Below are 14,452 nucleotides of genomic sequence, written 5' to 3' on the forward strand. Positions count from 1 at the left end.
TCACCGACCCCGACACCCTCCACCACACCCCCATCGGAGTCCTCCGCAACACCCAACGCCCCGTCTACGACACCCTCATGACCAACCAAATGGACACCGCCATCCAACACCACGGCAAAGGCGACCTGGCCGGCCTTCTCAGCGCCGGCGACACCTGGACCGTGACCGACCGGCACACGCCATAGCCGTCCGGCCCGTTGATTCTGGAGTGAGTCATGACCTATGTGATCGCACAGCCCTGCGTCGACATCAAGGACAAGGCATGCATCGAAGAATGCCCGGTCGACTGCATTTATGAGGGACCGCGAAAGCTGTACATCCACCCCGACGAGTGCGTCGACTGCGGAGCCTGCGAACCGGTCTGCCCCGTGGAGGCGGTTTTCTACGAGGACGATTTGCCCGAGGCGATGATTCCCTACCGCGCGGCGGACCGTGAGATTTTCGATGATCTGGGATCTCCCGGAAGTTCACGGGGGTACGAGATGCTGCCCAAGGATCACGCGGTGGTCGAGGCGGAGCCGATTCAGCACCCCGCCTGACGGGGAAGCGGAGTCGGGACAGATTATCGGGGATTCTCCGAGAACCGGCGGACAGCCGCCGGGAGACACCCTCAGATCGCTTCCGCATAGGCGGCGATATTCGCATGGCAGAACGCGGTGAGGGCGGCAGCCCGGCGGGTGAGTCGGACGCCCGCCGGGCGGGCCAGCACCACGGGGAGCGGCCGCACCGTGTCCGTGATGCCCCGGACCGCCAACCCACGTCCTTCGTAGCTGACGTCGAGCTTGGGGCGCTGGATCAGCAGGGAGTAGCCGACGCCCCGGGCGACGAGGCTGCGGACCATCTCGAAGCTCTCCGTGCGGTGCCGTATGGCCGGGGTGACCCCGGCGGAGGCGAGCACGTCGCTGAAGTAGCTCAGGCTGGGCGGCACGTCGAGCGCGATCATGTCGTGGCCGACGAGGTCGCTCAGCCCGATCTTCTCCTTGTCCGCCAGCGGGTGCCCGGACGGAAGAAGCACGTGGGGCCGTGTTTCGTAGAGCGTGTCGAAGTCGATCCCGGGCTGGATGTCCACGCCGTACAGCACGGCCAGCTCGCACCGCCCCTCGCGCAACATCCCCTGCAGATCGGTGAGGGAGCCCTCGACGAAGTCGAGGGTCACCCGCGGATGGAGAGCCTGGAACTCCTCCAGGAGCCGGGGGATCAGGAAGGGCGCGATGGTGGTGAAGCAGCCGATGACCAGCCGGCCCGCCGGCGTCTGGCCGAGGTCCCGCATGCCGGTCTGGAGTTCGTCGGCCCGGGCGAGCAGGGCGCGCGCTTCCGGCAGCAGCAGTCGTCCGGCTTCGGTGAGGGTCAGTCCCGTGGCCTTGGAGCGCAGCATCAACTGCACTCCGATACGGGTTTCCAGTTGTGCGATCGCGACGGACACCGCGCCCTGGGACACATACAGCTGGCGCGCCGCTCCGGTCATGGTTCCGGCTTCCGCGCAGGAGACGAAGTAGTGCAGCTGACGCAGGCTGATCCTTTCGGTCATGAGTGAATTCTATTACGCAGTTCACCACTATGAGGTTTTCAAGTCCGGTGAAAAACAAGACAATTGAATGACCGAGTCCAGGAGGTTGTGCCATGACATCGACCAACGCGGCGGCATCATGCCCGGTACATCACAGTTTCGACCCGCTGGGCGAGCCGTATATCGCCGATCCATATCCGATCCACTCCGCGGTACGGGAAGAGGCCCCGGCTTTCTACGCCTCGGCCATCGACATGTGGGTGATCACTCGGTACGACGACGTCGAAGCGGTCCTCAAGGACCCGGGCACCTTCTCCGCGGCTGTGGGGCAGCGTCCCGTCTTTCCGATGTCCCCGGAGGCGCAGGGCATTCTCAAGGAGGGGTTCCACGCCTACCCGGTGATGTCGGACTGCGACCCGCCCCGCCACACGCGTATCCGGAAGCACAACATGACGGGCTTCTCCCCGCGCCGTATCGCCACCCTGGAGCCGAAGGTGTGGGCCAAGGCGACGGAGCTGGTGGACGCCATCGAGCCCGGCCGGGTCGACCTGGTGGGGGCGCTGACCTACCCGTTGCCCGCGTACATGATCTTCACGTTCATCGGCTTCCCCGACGAGGACATGGACATGCTGAAGAGCTGGTGCGGCAACCGCATCGCGTTCAGCTGGGGCCGTCCGGACGCCGACGAACAGCGTGAGATCGCGACGAACATGACCCACTACTGGAAGTACTGCGAGGACTTCGTCGCCAAGAGGGCCGCGGAGCCGGTGGACGACTTCACCAGCGATCTCATCCGGATCCACCAGGCCGACCCGGACGCCCTGTCCCTCGCCGACATCACCAACGTCGCCTACGGGCTGAGTTTCGCCGGCCACGAGACCACGACGAGCTTCACTGGCAACGCGATACGCCAGCTGCTGTCCAACCCGGAGCAGTGGGCCGCCCTGTGCGCGGACCGGTCGCTGATCTCCAAGGCGATCGAGGAACTGCTGCGCTTCGACAGCAGCATCCCCGCCTGGCGGCGCATCACCACCCGGGCGGTCGACGTCGGCGGAGTGAAGATCCCCGCCCAGGCCAAGGTCCTGATCCTGCTCGGCGCGGCCAACCGGGATCCGAACCACTTCGAGGAGCCGGAGACCTTCGACATCCTCCGGGGCGACGCCCGGCGCCATCTCGCCTTCGGCAAGGGCATCCACTACTGCATCGGCGCCCCGCTGGCGCGGATGGAGGCACGCATCGCGCTCGACCTACTGGCCCAACGGGTGCCGGACCTGAAGATGGTGGCGGGGCAGGACTTCGACTTCCCGGCCAACGTCTCCTTCCGCGGACCGCGAAGTCTGCTGGTGGACTGGCCCGGCTGAGACGCCGCCTCCTGACGCGGCCGGCCGCGAGCACCCCGCCCGGTGCTCGCGGCCGGCCGCGTCAAAAGGCCCCGCTCAGTGGCGGGTTCGGCGTTCGGTGACCAGCAGGGTCTGCAGGACCCGGCCGCAGTCGCCCGTCGCGTCGTCGAGCTGTCCGAGCGCCAGACCGGAACCGGCGGGGCTCGCCGCGGTGTCGGAGCGCAGGCACAGCCACTCGCCGACCGGGTCGCGGTGCAGGGCGAGCGTGATGTCGGTGTTGATGACGAGCCCCGCGTGGTGGTCGAGTTCGAACGCCACGGCCCAACTGCTGTCCGCCAGGGTGAGGGCCCGGGTCAGCGGGGTGTCCTGGGCCCCGCCGACCAGCCGGATGCGCTGGCGCGCCCATGCGGTGCCGGGGCCGGGTGTGTCGAAGCCCCGGCCGGGCTCGAAGCGCCACTCCATGGCGGCGATGTACCCGTCGAGGTGGGCGCCCGCCATCGCGTGCACCGCCTGGGGACCCGGCCGGGCCGGCGCCGCCGGCCCGTGGCACAGGGACGGGGTGTCGGGCGGGCTGGCCACCAGCCGCCAGGCGCGGGCCACGAGCACCGGCTCGCCGTCCGCGGTCATCTCGCCCTCCAGGATCTCCGTACTGCCGCCCGAGCGGACGGTCCGCACCTGGAGCTGGAGGTCCGCGACGGGCACCGGGCGCAACAGCTCCACGGTGACCCGGGCGATGCGCATGCCCGGCCTCGGCTCGTGCTGCTCCATGGCACGGCCCATGAGCGCGGAGGGCGGCCCGCCGTGCTGGGTCTTGGCACTCCAGGGCCCAGCGGTGGCCGGCGCGCTCGCGAAACGGCCGCCTCCCAGGTCCTGGTAGAAGGCGTCCGCCGTTCCGGCGGACAGGGGCGATGGTTCGGCGTTCATGTACGAGTCCCTTTCCGTGGTCGGCACCCGGCCGACGGGAGCGTAACGGCAGTATGAAGGTCAGAGGCGATCGGGCCGCTGTGCGGTGCCGCCCGCCTGCCAGGGGGCGAGCACGGGCCCGGACCGGGCCCGGCTCCTGCGGGACCGCTCGAAGACGGCCCCGGTGCGCAGGAGGGTGGCCTCGTCGAACGGGCGGGCCATCAGCTGCATCCCGATCGGCAGACCGTCCGTGTCCAGGCCCACGGGCAGGGAGAGCGTGGGAAACCCCGTGACGTTGCCGGGCGCACAGAGTCTGACGTACGCGGAGGTGACCGACTCGGTGAAGCCGTCCGGCCAGCAGACCGCGTCCTGGCCGCGGGGCACCGCGCACAGCGGGACCGTGGGGGCGGCGATCACGTCGACCTCGTCGAACAGACGGAGCCAGGCCCGGTGGATCAAGGTGCGGGAACGCTGGGCCCGGAGGTAGTCCAGGGCCCGGATACGAGCCCCGGCCTCCAACAGCAGCCGGACATCCGGCCCGTAGAGGTGGGACGCCCGCCGGAGTCCGTCCTCGTGCACGGACGAAGCCTCCGGAGCCATGAGCCCCCAATGGGTGGCTTCCATGTGCTCGGTCAGCGGCGCGACCAGGGGCACGGCTGTCGCCCCGAGCTCCTGGAGCTCGTCGACGGACTGCCGTACCGCCGCCTCCACCTCGGGGTCGACGCGGTCGAGGAAGAACGCTTCGGGGACGCCCACGCGCAGTCCCACCAGATCGTCGCGCCGTCCGGCGGGCTCCGGGGGCGGGCCGGAAGCGGCCGGGCCGGGACCGGCGAGGGCGCGCAGGACGAGGGCGGCATCCTCCGCGGTACGGGTCAGCGGGCCGACCGTGTCCAGGGACCACGACAGGGGCGCCACGCCCGCGCAGGAGACCAGTCCGTAGGTGGGTTTCAGACCGACGACACCGTTCAGGGCGGCCGGGACGCGGATGGAGCCTCCCGTGTCCGTGCCGATGGCGAAGAGAGCCGAACCGGCCGCGACCGCGACCGCGGAACCCCCGCTGGACCCGCCGGCCGTCCGGTCCGCCCGCCAGGGGTTGAACGTCTGCGGGGTGAGCAGCCCGTAGGCGAACTCGTGGGTGTGCGTCTTGCCGACCAGCACCGCGCCCGCCTGTCGGAGCCGTGCGGCCGTCTCGCTGTCCCGGACCGGTACGCGTCCTTCCCACGCCCGGGAACCGGCCGAGGTCGGCGCCCCGGCCGAGTCGATGAGGTCCTTGAGACCATAGGGAATGCCGTGCAGCGGCCCGCGGTGGCCACCGTCCTGGATCTCGCGCTCCGCCCGAGCCGCCGCCCTTCGCGCTCGCTCCGCCTCCACGAAGGCGTAGGCGCTGAGCCGCCCTTCGGTCTCCTCGGCCCGGTCCAGCACGGACTCGATGAGCTCGACGGGGGACAGTTCGCGCCGGCCGATGACGGCCGCGGCGGCCGTGACCGTCAGCTCACAGGGCTGCATCAGGCGTCTCCCGGTCGGTGCGGGAGGCCGCGTCCGAGGGGCGGTACGCCGACGCCGGCGACACACCGTCGAGGTCCAGGCGTCCCAACCCGGCCAGGATGCCGTCGAGCTGACCGGCCAGTTCCGACACCCGGTCGGGCCAGTCGGCTTCGGGCCCGGGCACCCGGGGTTTCGCGAGTGGACGGGGACCGTACGAGGAAGCCATCGAAGGTTCCTTACACGAGAACGGCGCCGAAAGGGGAGAACCCGGCGGCCCTCCGCGGGGGAGGGAAGGGCCGCCGGGGGTACGGGTGGCCGGGGCCCTGGGCCCCGGACCGGAACGCGGTGCTACAGGTCGAGCGCGACGTCGTACTTCTCCATCCACGCATTGAGCCAGAGCGGAACCTCCAGGTCGATGCGGGTGATCTGCGTGCTGGCGGTGCTGATGCTGCCGTCGAGGCGGCCGCGGGTCCGTTGCAGGTCGAGCAGCGGCAGGATCGGCGCGTTGCCCTGACCGATGACCTCGGCGAGCCGGTCGCGGAGCTTCTTCTCGTACCCCGAGTCCTGGGTGCTGGGGTAGGGGGCCTTCACCCGCTTCGCGATGGACTCGGGCAGCACATCGCGGGTGGCCGCGCGCAGCAGGCTCTTCTCACGGCCGTCGAAGGTCTTCATGGCCCAGGGGGCGTTGAACACGTACTCGACGAGGCGGTGGTCGCAGAACGGGACGCGCACCTCCAGCCCCACGGCCATGCTCATCCGGTCCTTGCGGTCCAGAAGAGTGTTGAGGAAGCGGGTGAGGTTGAGGTAGCTGATCTCCCTCATACGCTTCTCGAGCCCTGTCTCGCCGGGCAGCACCGGGACCTCGGCGATCGCGTCGCCGTAGCTCGACCGCCGGTAGCCGGGAATGTCGAGAGTGCCCAGGAGGCCGCCGTCGAACAGCGGTGTTCCGTCGTAGAACGGGCCCGGGGTCGTGGTGAGCCAGGGGAACGTCTCGGCGGTGAGGACCTCCGGGTCGTGGAACCAGCTGTATCCGCCGAAGAGTTCATCGGCGGACTCGCCGGACAGGGCGACCGTGGAGCGTTCCCGTACCGCCTTGAAGAGGAGGTACAGAGAGGGCCACAGGTCTCCGTACCACATGGGAGGCAGGTCGGTGGCGGCGAGAACCGCCGCGCGGACCCCCGGGTCGCTCAGGTCGTCGCTGTTGAGCAGGATCTCCTTGTGCTCGGCGGACACGTGCTGGGCGAGATCCCGGACGAATGGCGCGTCGGGCGTGCTGCGCAGCGGGTCGGGGACGAAGTTCTCCTCCGCGCCGACGAAGTCGACGGAGAAGGAACGAACGGGCCCCGCGCCCTCGGCCGCCAGCGCCTTGGCGGCCAGGGCGGTGACGGCGGAGGAGTCCAGTCCGCCGGAGAGCAAGCTGCACAGGGGCACGTCGGATATGAGCTGACGGCTCACGGTGTCCTCGAGGAGCCCGCGGACCGTGTCGATGGTCTGCTGGAGGGAGTCCGTGTGCTCCTTGGCCTCCAGGGCCCAGTAGCAGCGCTTGACCAGACCTTCGCGGCGGACGCGGATCGTGTGCCCGGGCCGGACTTCGTACATGCCGGTGAAGATGGCGTGCTCGGGGGTCTTGACCATGTCCAGGAGTTCCCGCAGGCCGTCGGTGTTGATCCGGCGGGGAATGCCCGGGTGCGCCAGGATGGTCTTGGGCTCGGACCCGAACAGGACACCGTCTGCCGTGGGGTAGTAGTACAAGGGCTTGACGCCCATCCGGTCCCGCACGAGGAGCAGTTCCTGGGTGCGGACGTCCCACACGGCGAAGGCGAACATGCCGTTGAGCTTGTCGACGACCCCCTCACCCCACTCCAGGTACCCCCGCAGCACCACCTCGGTGTCGCTGCGGGTACGGAAGTGATGCCCGCGGGAGGCGAGATCCGACCTGAGCTCCCGGTAGTTGTAGATCTCACCGCTGAACGTGAGGACGGCGAGCGTACGCCCGTTCTCCTCGGCCGTCATCGGCTGACGGCCGCCCTCCAGGTCGATGACCGACAGCCGGCGGTGGCCGATGGCGGCGTGCCGGTCGATCCACACCCCTTCGTCATCCGGTCCGCGGCACGCCATGGTCCGCGTCATGGCGTCGACGACGGCGCGCTCCTGTCCGAGGTCGCGCGTGAAATCTATCCAGCCCGCAATGCCGCACATAAGCGACGTACTCCTTCGGTCGAAGAACGAAACAGCGGAAACGGAAGGGACGGCGGACGCCGGTGTCGTGCGGGCGTCCGGGTCCCCGGGACGGAGCTGTGGTGCCGGTCGTTGATCCGGCCCGCCGCGGCCGAAGGCGTTGCGGCGGACCGGACACCGGGCGGGGAGCCCGGAAGAGGGAGCCGGGTCCTACGGCTGGTGCGCCGGATCGGGCCAGGTGATCCTTCGGGCGTAGTGGAGGCCGATGGCGACCACGGTGAGAACTGCGGCCGTACCGGCGAGCGCCATGACCATGGACGGGGAGGAACGGTCGACCACGACGCCTCCGGCCAGGGCCCCCATCGAGATGGTGGCCTGGAACGAAGCCGTGAAGAGCACCGAGGACGCCTCGGGGGAGTCGGGGCACGCCTTGGCGAACCAGGTCTGGGAACAGACCGGCACAGCGCCGTACGCGACGCCCCACAGGATCAGCAGGGCGACGGCTCCACCCCGGCCCCCGCCGAGCACCGGGAGCAGGAGTGTCGCCCCGGCGATCATCGCGGCGGCCACCGCGAAGGTGGCCCTTGGGTAGCGCCCCACGGCGGATCCCCCCAGGAAGTTGCCGGCGATGCCGGCCGCCCCGTAGATGAGCAGGAAGACCGTGATCACCCCGGCGCCCACGTGTGTCACCTGCTCCAGGAACGGGGTGACGTAGGTGTAGGCGCCGAAGTGGGCCAGGACGACGAGGAAAGTGATCACCAGTGCGTAACGGGTGTTGACGCTCTTCAGCATCCCGGTGAGTACGCGCAGGCGAGTCGGCTCCTCGGCGGGAAGCGGCGGGACCACGAGGATCAGCAGGACGAAGACGGCGAGGGTCAGAACTCCCATGGCCAGGAAGGCGGTCCGCCAGCTGGCGACGTCCCCGATGAAGGTGCCCAGGGGCACGCCGAGCACGGAGCCGAGCGGTACCGCGGAGAAGATGACCGCGGTGGCCCGGCCGACGGACTTCGCGGGCACCAGCCGGCCGGCCAGCCCCGCGCCGATCGACCAGAACCCCCCGATGGTGATGCCGACCATCACGCGGGACACCAGGACCAGCCAGTAGCTGGAGGCGGCCGCGGCGAGGAAGTTCGCCAGCGCGAGCAGGAGGATGAACGCCCCCAGCATGAGTCGCCGGTCGACGCGCCCGGTGGCCACGGTGACCACGGGCGCCGAGATGGCCGCCAGGAAGCCCGGCATGGTCATCATCAGGCCGGCCATTCCATCGGAAATGGTGAAACTCGACCCGATGGAGGTCAGCAATCCGATCGGCAGGATTTCGGTGGTGACGATCGAGAAGATCCCCAGCATCACCGAAATCACGGCCAGCCACGAGACGAGTGGCGACCGGGTCGGCGGATCGGTGGAGTCAATGGAAGTGGTCGTTGCTGTGGACACGAATCCCGTCCTGTTGTGGGGCGTCACAAAGAAATGTGATCACTATTGCAGCAGGGACGGGAGCCACCTTCTGGCAGTTCTGCGACATCAACAAGGACGCCGGACGCACCGCCGCTCCACCCCCGGCGCGCGCCGGGACGAGCGATCCCGTCGTCCTGCCTGTTCATCAGGGGTGCGACGGCCACGCGGGTCGGAAGACACACGGACCGCGCCCCGTCGAGCCGGACGCGAACCTCCGACCACTTCGCCAAGTCGACGAAGGCGGGAATGAGTACCGCGCCGGGCGGAAAGGCCGCCCGGCCTCCTGCGTACTCCAGTAAATAACCTGATTTACATCAAAGGTTCAAATACAAAACAAGAGCGGCTGTCGGCCTGAACGACCACCGGCCCTGTCGGCGACGACATGGACACACCGGATAGCGGGTGTCGAGATCCTCGCGTCGCGGCGACAGCAGGTTCTCGCGGCCCGAGGGACGCTGTCGGACGACGCCGCTGTCGGGCGACGCCCCCACCCCAGCATCGACGACTGCGCCGATACCGGCCCGACTGCCGGTCGGCCAGGGCGGAACCGGCCGACCGGCAGAGACCTGACGTACTACGCGGGCCGGTCGTTCATGCGGTCGATGAACTGTCCGAAGGTTTCGTCGTACCAGTCCTGCGACTGCTGCGAGGCCAGCACTTCGGCCACGGCGTTCCACCGGACGGGGTCGTCTCCGCACATGCGCACGAGAACATCGGCCGCCACGGGCTGGTCGTAGCAGCTGAGCACGATGTGAGCGCGTACCTGGCGAACCAGCCCATCGGTGCGGTGACGCGACCTGATGACCGCGTACTCGACCTGGTCGAAGAAGGAGCCCCGGTGCTCCCTGACCGCATCGAGCCAGGACTGCATCACGGCTTCCGGGTCCGCACAGGAGTCGAGCTCCTCGTCCGTCAGGAGACGGGGCACTTCCCGCTGTTGCTGGGCAGGGCTCGCCTTGTGCTGGACAGCCGCCTCCTTGAGCCACGCCGGAACCGCGTCGTCGTAGGTACGAAGCCACTGGATCTCAGCAGGGTGGAGGTCGTCCAGCAGATCGAAGACCAGGCGCCGCTTGAGATGCGGGTTGCAGGCCAGGGCGGCGAGGGCGTCGACACGGTTGTCATCGCTCAGGAGGCGTTTCGGCGCGGGAGGCTCAGGCCCGTCGTCGGGGTGGGGGCGCTCCACGGCCGTGGGCTGGGGCAGCTGTGCGACGGCCTCCCACACCTTCGCCAAACTCTTCGCGTCGCCGCTGGTCAGAGCGAGGTCATGAGCAAGGGACACCACCTCGTACGGCTGGAAGTTCCGCAACTTCTTGGCGTGGAGCAGGCTTCCCTCCTTGACACAGTGTGCGGTCGCCTCGTGCAGGACGCCTGTGGCCATCTCCGTCAGCCGGGGATGCCGGACCACACGCCGGGCAATGTTCCGCAGCCGCTCACGCCGGCTCTTCCCCGGCATCGGGAGCTCCGCCCACTCGGGCAGCGCCAGGGCCGGCAGACATGCGGCCAGAACCTCGTCAGGGAGCTTCTCGGTCTCCACATAGTCCAGGAGAACGTGCTGGACCACCCGCCCGAACCCCTCATCCCGCGTCAGCTCCAGCCACCGGTCCGGACATCGACCCAGCACCATGCCCACCGTGCTCCAGGACGGCCACCCGGACGGCCCCCAGTAGCGCCCCTTCGCCTCGGCGTTCACCGCCGCGAAGACCTTCAGCTGTGCGGCCATCAGACTCAGAGCGCGTCGCAGCACCGCATCGACCAGCCACTGCGGCGCCACCGGAAGCCGGCGCAGATCGCTGTCCGGTCGCGGAGTCTCTGCCGCCAGAACAACCCCGAGCAGGTCCTCCTGACCCAGGGACTCGACGAGCTCGACCACTAACCTCCGGTGCACGTCATGCGACGCCAGCGCAGCGAGAAGCTCACTGTCGGCCGGACGGCAGCGAAGAACAGCCGGCACGTCCCGCGAACCCAGCGCACCCTGCCGAATGAGATCAGGAAGCCGCCCGGGCGACGCCGCGATCAACCGATCACGCAGCCCCTGCTCACCGACCCGGCCGAACAACGACGGCAGCGCTTCCCTGAACACATCCTCCTGCCACCCCCGAGCGAAGCCCTCGTCACCAGGAAGCAACCCGTCGACCACCGCGGCGAACGCCGCCTCCGGCACATCCTCGCGCTGCGCCAGCCGCGCCCACATGCGGTACTCCGTACCGTTCACCGCCATCGTCGCCTCCCCTGCCCCGACCGCTGTTGCGAGAGAAACCGTATGACGCACGTCACCGATCCCGGAGGCACATTCGAAGACTCAGGCACCCGACCTGATCGAGCCTCCGCGTGGTCACGTCCACGTCGACCTGGAAGCCCCCACGACCTGGTGGCCACACGACGCCCGACGAAGCCCGGTCGAGCGGGGCAGAACGGGCGGCCACCACCACCTGATCGCCGGCGCCACCACCATCCCGCCGGCGGCCACACCGACCGGCGGGAGCCGCGACGACGCCACCCAAGAAGCGCATGAGGTATCGACACTCCTGAGGCTCGCGATCATCCGCCAGCGACCGGCGATCATTTGGGTCGTGGACCAGGTGGTGGATCGTGTCCAGGATGGCGCGGACTACTGCTCCGGGTCCCAGGCGATCAGCTGGTCGAAGATACGCCCGTCGCCCTCGAGCTTCAGGGAGTTGAACGGGATACGGCCGTAGAAGCCGAGGACCAGTTCGTTGGCCGTGCCTCGGGCGGAGGCGTCGGCCGCGTCCGGCTCCTCGTCGGCGGTGGCTCCCGCGCCGGGTTCGGGCAGGCGGTCCAGCCGCGCGCCGTCCTCGGAGAGCCGGTTGCGCCAGGAGCGGCCCTCGGTGGCGTGGTAGTCGACACCGGCGGGCTCGTGCGGCCAGGCGACCGTCGTTGTGCAGATGGTGGTGAGGAACTCCTCGACACCGTCGAGTGCCACCGCGTCCGGCAGTGGCTGCGGGGCGCCCACGGTGAGCTGGGCGTCGTAGGCGTGCACCGCGATCTCGTGGAGCTGGTGCCGGGCGACGGCGCCGCAGGTCTGCGGCGACTGCGACTTGCCCCACCAGGTCCAGCAACCGCGGTCCGGGCCGGCCTCCCGCAGTGCGTCCAGCAGTTCCTGCGCCGACGCGGCCAACCAGGCAAGCAGGGCCTCGCGTTCCCGAGGCGGGGACGGGTCGCCCTGTGGGACGGACTTGGCCGTGGCGTCAGGCCCTGCGGCGACGGTGGCTGCCCAGGCACGACGCCCCTCGCCCAGGTGTTGCACCAGATCGAACAGCGTCCACTCGGGACAAGTCGGCACCCGCACATCGAGGCTGGGAGCGGCGGCGACCGCGGCGCGGAAGGCGGCCGACCGTTCGTCGATGAGTCGCAGCAGGTCAGGGAAGTCCAGAGTGGTGTGCACGCCGGATGTCTATCACTGTGCCCCAGGCGACCGTATACAGATTTTCACGGCTGGCGCGGAGGGCCGGACCGGCCGGGTCGAGCCGTCGTGCCGTCGAGCCGTACGGCCGGGCCTTCCGCTGGAGGTTCTGGTGGCGGCCGGGACGACGATCGGGGCGCAGCCACCGGGCCGGCTCTCACTCGGGGGGCGGAGATTGCCCGGAAAGCTCCTTCCGACCCGTACTCCCGCCTCTAAGGTCAGATGCACCCCAGACGAGGAGATGCGGATGAACCACGACCTGGAAGAGCTGAGGCGCGTCGGTCGGACCCTGAACGAGGTTCTCGCCCTGCTCAAGGGCGAGGACCAGCGCCTTACCCAGCAGCTGGCCGGACAGGAATACGACTTAGGGAGCACTGCCGGAAGCCCCAGGCAGACGGTGATCGGGCTCGGCGAGATGATCAGCGGGGTGCGGAAGAGCCTCGACGGAATCGCTTCGTACGCCGGCTTCGACGCCCTGGGCCTGGAGAGGCAGGCCGCCTTCGAACGCGGACGGCTTCACGACGAGCCGCTCTGCGTCCCCTCCGGCACCAACCGCATGGCGCGCCCGCTCGGTGAGGCCACCGTGCAGGCGCTGCGGTTGCTCCGTGAGCTCGACTCCTTCTTCAAGGGCGACTTCGCCGCCCGGATCGACAAGGCCCTGGCCGCTCCGCGGGCGACGTACCCCCCGACCGACTGGGTGGCGTACAACAAGGCATGGCGGCGTGAGATGAGGGAGGACGCCGAAACGGCGTGAGCTCCGGTGGAGCCGCGATCGGACAGGAGTCCGCGCAGGACAGAACAACGACCGGGGGAGTGTCCCCGATGCGGGACACTCAAATCATCTCGCTCACCGCAGAAAATGGGACATGACCGCACATTGACCGTCTCCTGACGAGCCTGTCCGGGATGGACGACCAGCCGCGCGGCCCAGACCGCGTACGGCAAGCGCCTGGTCCGCATCGGCCCGGCTCATCCGGCCTTGCTGTGCGCGCACGTGATGGACCGCCAGGGCATCACCTGCGCGCGCAACACCGACCGCCCGGACCTCGTCGACTCCCTGTTCCGCAGCTTGGCGCTGGAGTGCCGGACGACCTCCTGGAGGCGGCGGCCGACCTGGACACGCTCGCCCTGCGCCACGGGCACGGCAGCTGTCGGCTCCGTACGTCTCCGACCAAGCCGAGCCGCGCGAGCTCCTGAAGACGCCTCCGGACTTCGACGGGCTCAGCCACCGCGCCCTGGCCCGTGCCGGGCGTCCTACCGTTCCTTCCGCGGTCGGTGGCGGCCGTCCGGCAGGCCGGCTTTTCGCGCAGCGGCGACCGGCGGCCGGAATGCTCGGTTCCTGTATTACGGTGCTGGAATTACCGGATCTCGTTGGGGGAGAAGCGTTGAGCGCTCGGATTCTGGTCGCCGAGGACGACGGGAAACAGTCTCGGCTGATCCGGATCTACCTGGAACGGGAGGGCAATGCGGTGCAGGTCGTGGCCGACGGTCGCGCCGCATTGGAGAGAGCGCGGTCGATCCGGCCCGATCTGATCGTGCTCGACGTGATGCTGCCGTACGTCGACGGACTCGACGTGTGCCGCATTCTGAGAACCGATCCGGGCACCGAGGACGTCCCCATCCTGCTGCTCACTGCCCGCAGGACCGAGGAGGACATGCTCCTCGGGCTCGATCTGGGCGCGGACGACTACCTCACCAAGCCCTACAGCCCGCGCGAACTGACCGCGCGGGTACGGGCGCTGCTGCGCCGGGCCAGGAAGTCGGCATCGGCTGGAACGACACTGCTGCGGGTCGGAGTGGTGGAGCTGGACACCGCGCGGTTCGAGGTCCGGATCGCGGGCCGGCCGGTGGCGCTGACATCGAAGGAGTTCTCCATCCTGGAGTCGCTGGCCCTTGAGCCCGGGCGGGTCTTCACCCGGGCCCAGATCATCGAGCGGGTCTTCGGCTTCGATCAGGATGTGCTGGAGCGGACGATCGACGTGCACGTGATGAACCTGCGGCGGAAGCTGGAGGTGCCCGGGAGCCCGAGGCTGCTGGAGACGGTGTACGGACGGGGCTACCGGCTCGCGGAGGGAACCTGAGCGGCTCCGGGGTGCCGGACGTGCGCGGTCCCAGGGCCCCGGGAGGTGGGCGGATTCGAGGCTCCGGGACCTGAGCGGT

General features: G+C 69.4%; 13 protein-coding genes and 1 pseudogene. 5 read left to right on the forward strand and 9 right to left on the reverse strand.

The genetic code is table 11. From position 1 onward, the window contains the following. Together ACLJPL_RS33175 and fdxA are read left to right on the forward strand one after the other, a co-directional pair. Positions 1-185 (forward strand): annotated as a pseudogene (locus ACLJPL_RS33175) (hypothetical protein); the annotation flags it as partial. Between the two features lie 30 nt (positions 186-215). Beyond that, positions 216-539 carry a ferredoxin gene (gene fdxA / locus ACLJPL_RS33180; RefSeq protein ID WP_411084665.1) on the forward strand — a complete coding sequence of 108 codons (324 nt, stop codon included), beginning with the start codon at positions 216-218 and terminating at the stop codon, positions 537-539. 71 nt (positions 540-610) lie between these two features. On the opposite strand, the gene ACLJPL_RS33185 is transcribed toward fdxA, so the two are convergent. Next, positions 611-1,528: a LysR substrate-binding domain-containing protein gene (locus ACLJPL_RS33185; protein ID WP_411084666.1), complete on the reverse strand. Its 918-nt coding sequence runs from the start codon at positions 1,526-1,528 to the stop codon at positions 611-613. A 92-nt stretch (positions 1,529-1,620) separates the two neighbouring features. Here ACLJPL_RS33185 and ACLJPL_RS33190 point away from each other — a divergent pair, with 92 nt between their 5' ends. Next, positions 1,621-2,868 carry a cytochrome P450 gene (locus ACLJPL_RS33190; RefSeq protein ID WP_411084667.1) on the forward strand — a complete coding sequence of 416 codons (1,248 nt, stop codon included), beginning with the start codon at positions 1,621-1,623 and terminating at the stop codon, positions 2,866-2,868. Positions 2,869-2,943: 75 nt separating this feature from the next. Here ACLJPL_RS33190 and ACLJPL_RS33195 read toward each other — a convergent pair whose 3' ends face one another. From ACLJPL_RS33195 to ACLJPL_RS33225, 7 genes are all read right to left on the reverse strand, one after another. Continuing rightward, positions 2,944-3,771, reverse strand: coding sequence for a thioesterase family protein (locus ACLJPL_RS33195; protein ID WP_411084668.1), 828 nt, complete (start codon positions 3,769-3,771; stop codon positions 2,944-2,946). 60 nt (positions 3,772-3,831) lie between these two features. Further along, the gene (locus ACLJPL_RS33200; protein WP_411084669.1) at positions 3,832-5,256 is read right to left on the reverse strand and encodes an amidase; all 1,425 of its coding nucleotides are present in this window, start codon (positions 5,254-5,256) and stop codon (positions 3,832-3,834) included. Then, positions 5,243-5,461, reverse strand: coding sequence for a hypothetical protein (locus ACLJPL_RS33205; RefSeq protein ID WP_411084670.1), 219 nt, complete (start codon positions 5,459-5,461; stop codon positions 5,243-5,245). The genes ACLJPL_RS33200 and ACLJPL_RS33205 overlap by 14 nt, the downstream gene beginning before the upstream one ends. A gap of 122 nt (positions 5,462-5,583) precedes the next feature. Beyond that, positions 5,584-7,434 (reverse strand): asparagine synthase (glutamine-hydrolyzing), encoded by a 1,851-nt coding sequence (asnB, locus tag ACLJPL_RS33210; RefSeq protein WP_411084671.1) that lies wholly within the window; start codon positions 7,432-7,434, stop codon positions 5,584-5,586. A 189-nt stretch (positions 7,435-7,623) separates the two neighbouring features. After that, complete coding sequence (locus tag ACLJPL_RS33215; RefSeq protein WP_411084672.1) at positions 7,624-8,850, reverse strand: MFS transporter; 1,227 nt, start codon at positions 8,848-8,850, stop codon at positions 7,624-7,626. A gap of 595 nt (positions 8,851-9,445) precedes the next feature. Beyond that, positions 9,446-11,089 carry a hypothetical protein gene (locus ACLJPL_RS33220; RefSeq protein WP_411084673.1) on the reverse strand — a complete coding sequence of 548 codons (1,644 nt, stop codon included), beginning with the start codon at positions 11,087-11,089 and terminating at the stop codon, positions 9,446-9,448. A 390-nt stretch (positions 11,090-11,479) separates the two neighbouring features. Continuing rightward, on the reverse strand, positions 11,480-12,274 hold the full coding sequence (locus ACLJPL_RS33225) for a maleylpyruvate isomerase N-terminal domain-containing protein (RefSeq protein WP_411084674.1): 795 nt from the start codon (positions 12,272-12,274) through the stop codon (positions 11,480-11,482). Between the two features lie 265 nt (positions 12,275-12,539). Here ACLJPL_RS33225 and ACLJPL_RS33230 point away from each other — a divergent pair, with 265 nt between their 5' ends. After that, the gene (locus ACLJPL_RS33230) at positions 12,540-13,046 is read left to right on the forward strand and encodes a hypothetical protein (RefSeq protein WP_411084675.1); all 507 of its coding nucleotides are present in this window, start codon (positions 12,540-12,542) and stop codon (positions 13,044-13,046) included. A 215-nt stretch (positions 13,047-13,261) separates the two neighbouring features. On the opposite strand, the gene ACLJPL_RS33235 is transcribed toward ACLJPL_RS33230, so the two are convergent. Further along, positions 13,262-13,435, reverse strand: coding sequence for a hypothetical protein (locus ACLJPL_RS33235; protein WP_411084676.1), 174 nt, complete (start codon positions 13,433-13,435; stop codon positions 13,262-13,264). A 242-nt stretch (positions 13,436-13,677) separates the two neighbouring features. Here ACLJPL_RS33235 and ACLJPL_RS33240 point away from each other — a divergent pair, with 242 nt between their 5' ends. After that, positions 13,678-14,373, forward strand: a complete 696-nt coding sequence (locus tag ACLJPL_RS33240; RefSeq protein ID WP_411084677.1) for a response regulator transcription factor — start codon at positions 13,678-13,680, stop codon at positions 14,371-14,373. Positions 14,374-14,452 lie beyond the last annotated feature (79 nt).

Origin of the sequence: Streptomyces sp. cmx-18-6, from assembly GCF_046548915.1 — a bacterium.
Lineage (GTDB): Bacteria > Actinomycetota > Actinomycetes > Streptomycetales > Streptomycetaceae > Streptomyces.

Bases quoted from the DNA above. Each gene is read 5' to 3' on its own strand.
- ACLJPL_RS33220 (WP_411084673.1), bottom strand. From the start codon at position 11,089: ATGGCGGTGAACGGTACGGAGTACCGCATGTGGGCGCGGCTGGCGCAG.
- ACLJPL_RS33230 (WP_411084675.1), top strand. From the start codon at position 12,540: ATGAACCACGACCTGGAAGAGCTGAGGCGCGTCGGTCGGACCCTGAAC.
- ACLJPL_RS33185 (WP_411084666.1), bottom strand. From the start codon at position 1,528: ATGACCGAAAGGATCAGCCTGCGTCAGCTGCACTACTTCGTCTCCTGC.
- ACLJPL_RS33205 (WP_411084670.1), bottom strand. From the start codon at position 5,461: ATGGCTTCCTCGTACGGTCCCCGTCCACTCGCGAAACCCCGGGTGCCC.
- ACLJPL_RS33200 (WP_411084669.1), bottom strand. From the start codon at position 5,256: ATGCAGCCCTGTGAGCTGACGGTCACGGCCGCCGCGGCCGTCATCGGC.
- asnB (WP_411084671.1), bottom strand. From the start codon at position 7,434: ATGTGCGGCATTGCGGGCTGGATAGATTTCACGCGCGACCTCGGACAG.
- fdxA (WP_411084665.1), top strand. From the start codon at position 216: ATGACCTATGTGATCGCACAGCCCTGCGTCGACATCAAGGACAAGGCA.
- ACLJPL_RS33195 (WP_411084668.1), bottom strand. From the start codon at position 3,771: ATGAACGCCGAACCATCGCCCCTGTCCGCCGGAACGGCGGACGCCTTC.
- ACLJPL_RS33190 (WP_411084667.1), top strand. From the start codon at position 1,621: ATGACATCGACCAACGCGGCGGCATCATGCCCGGTACATCACAGTTTC.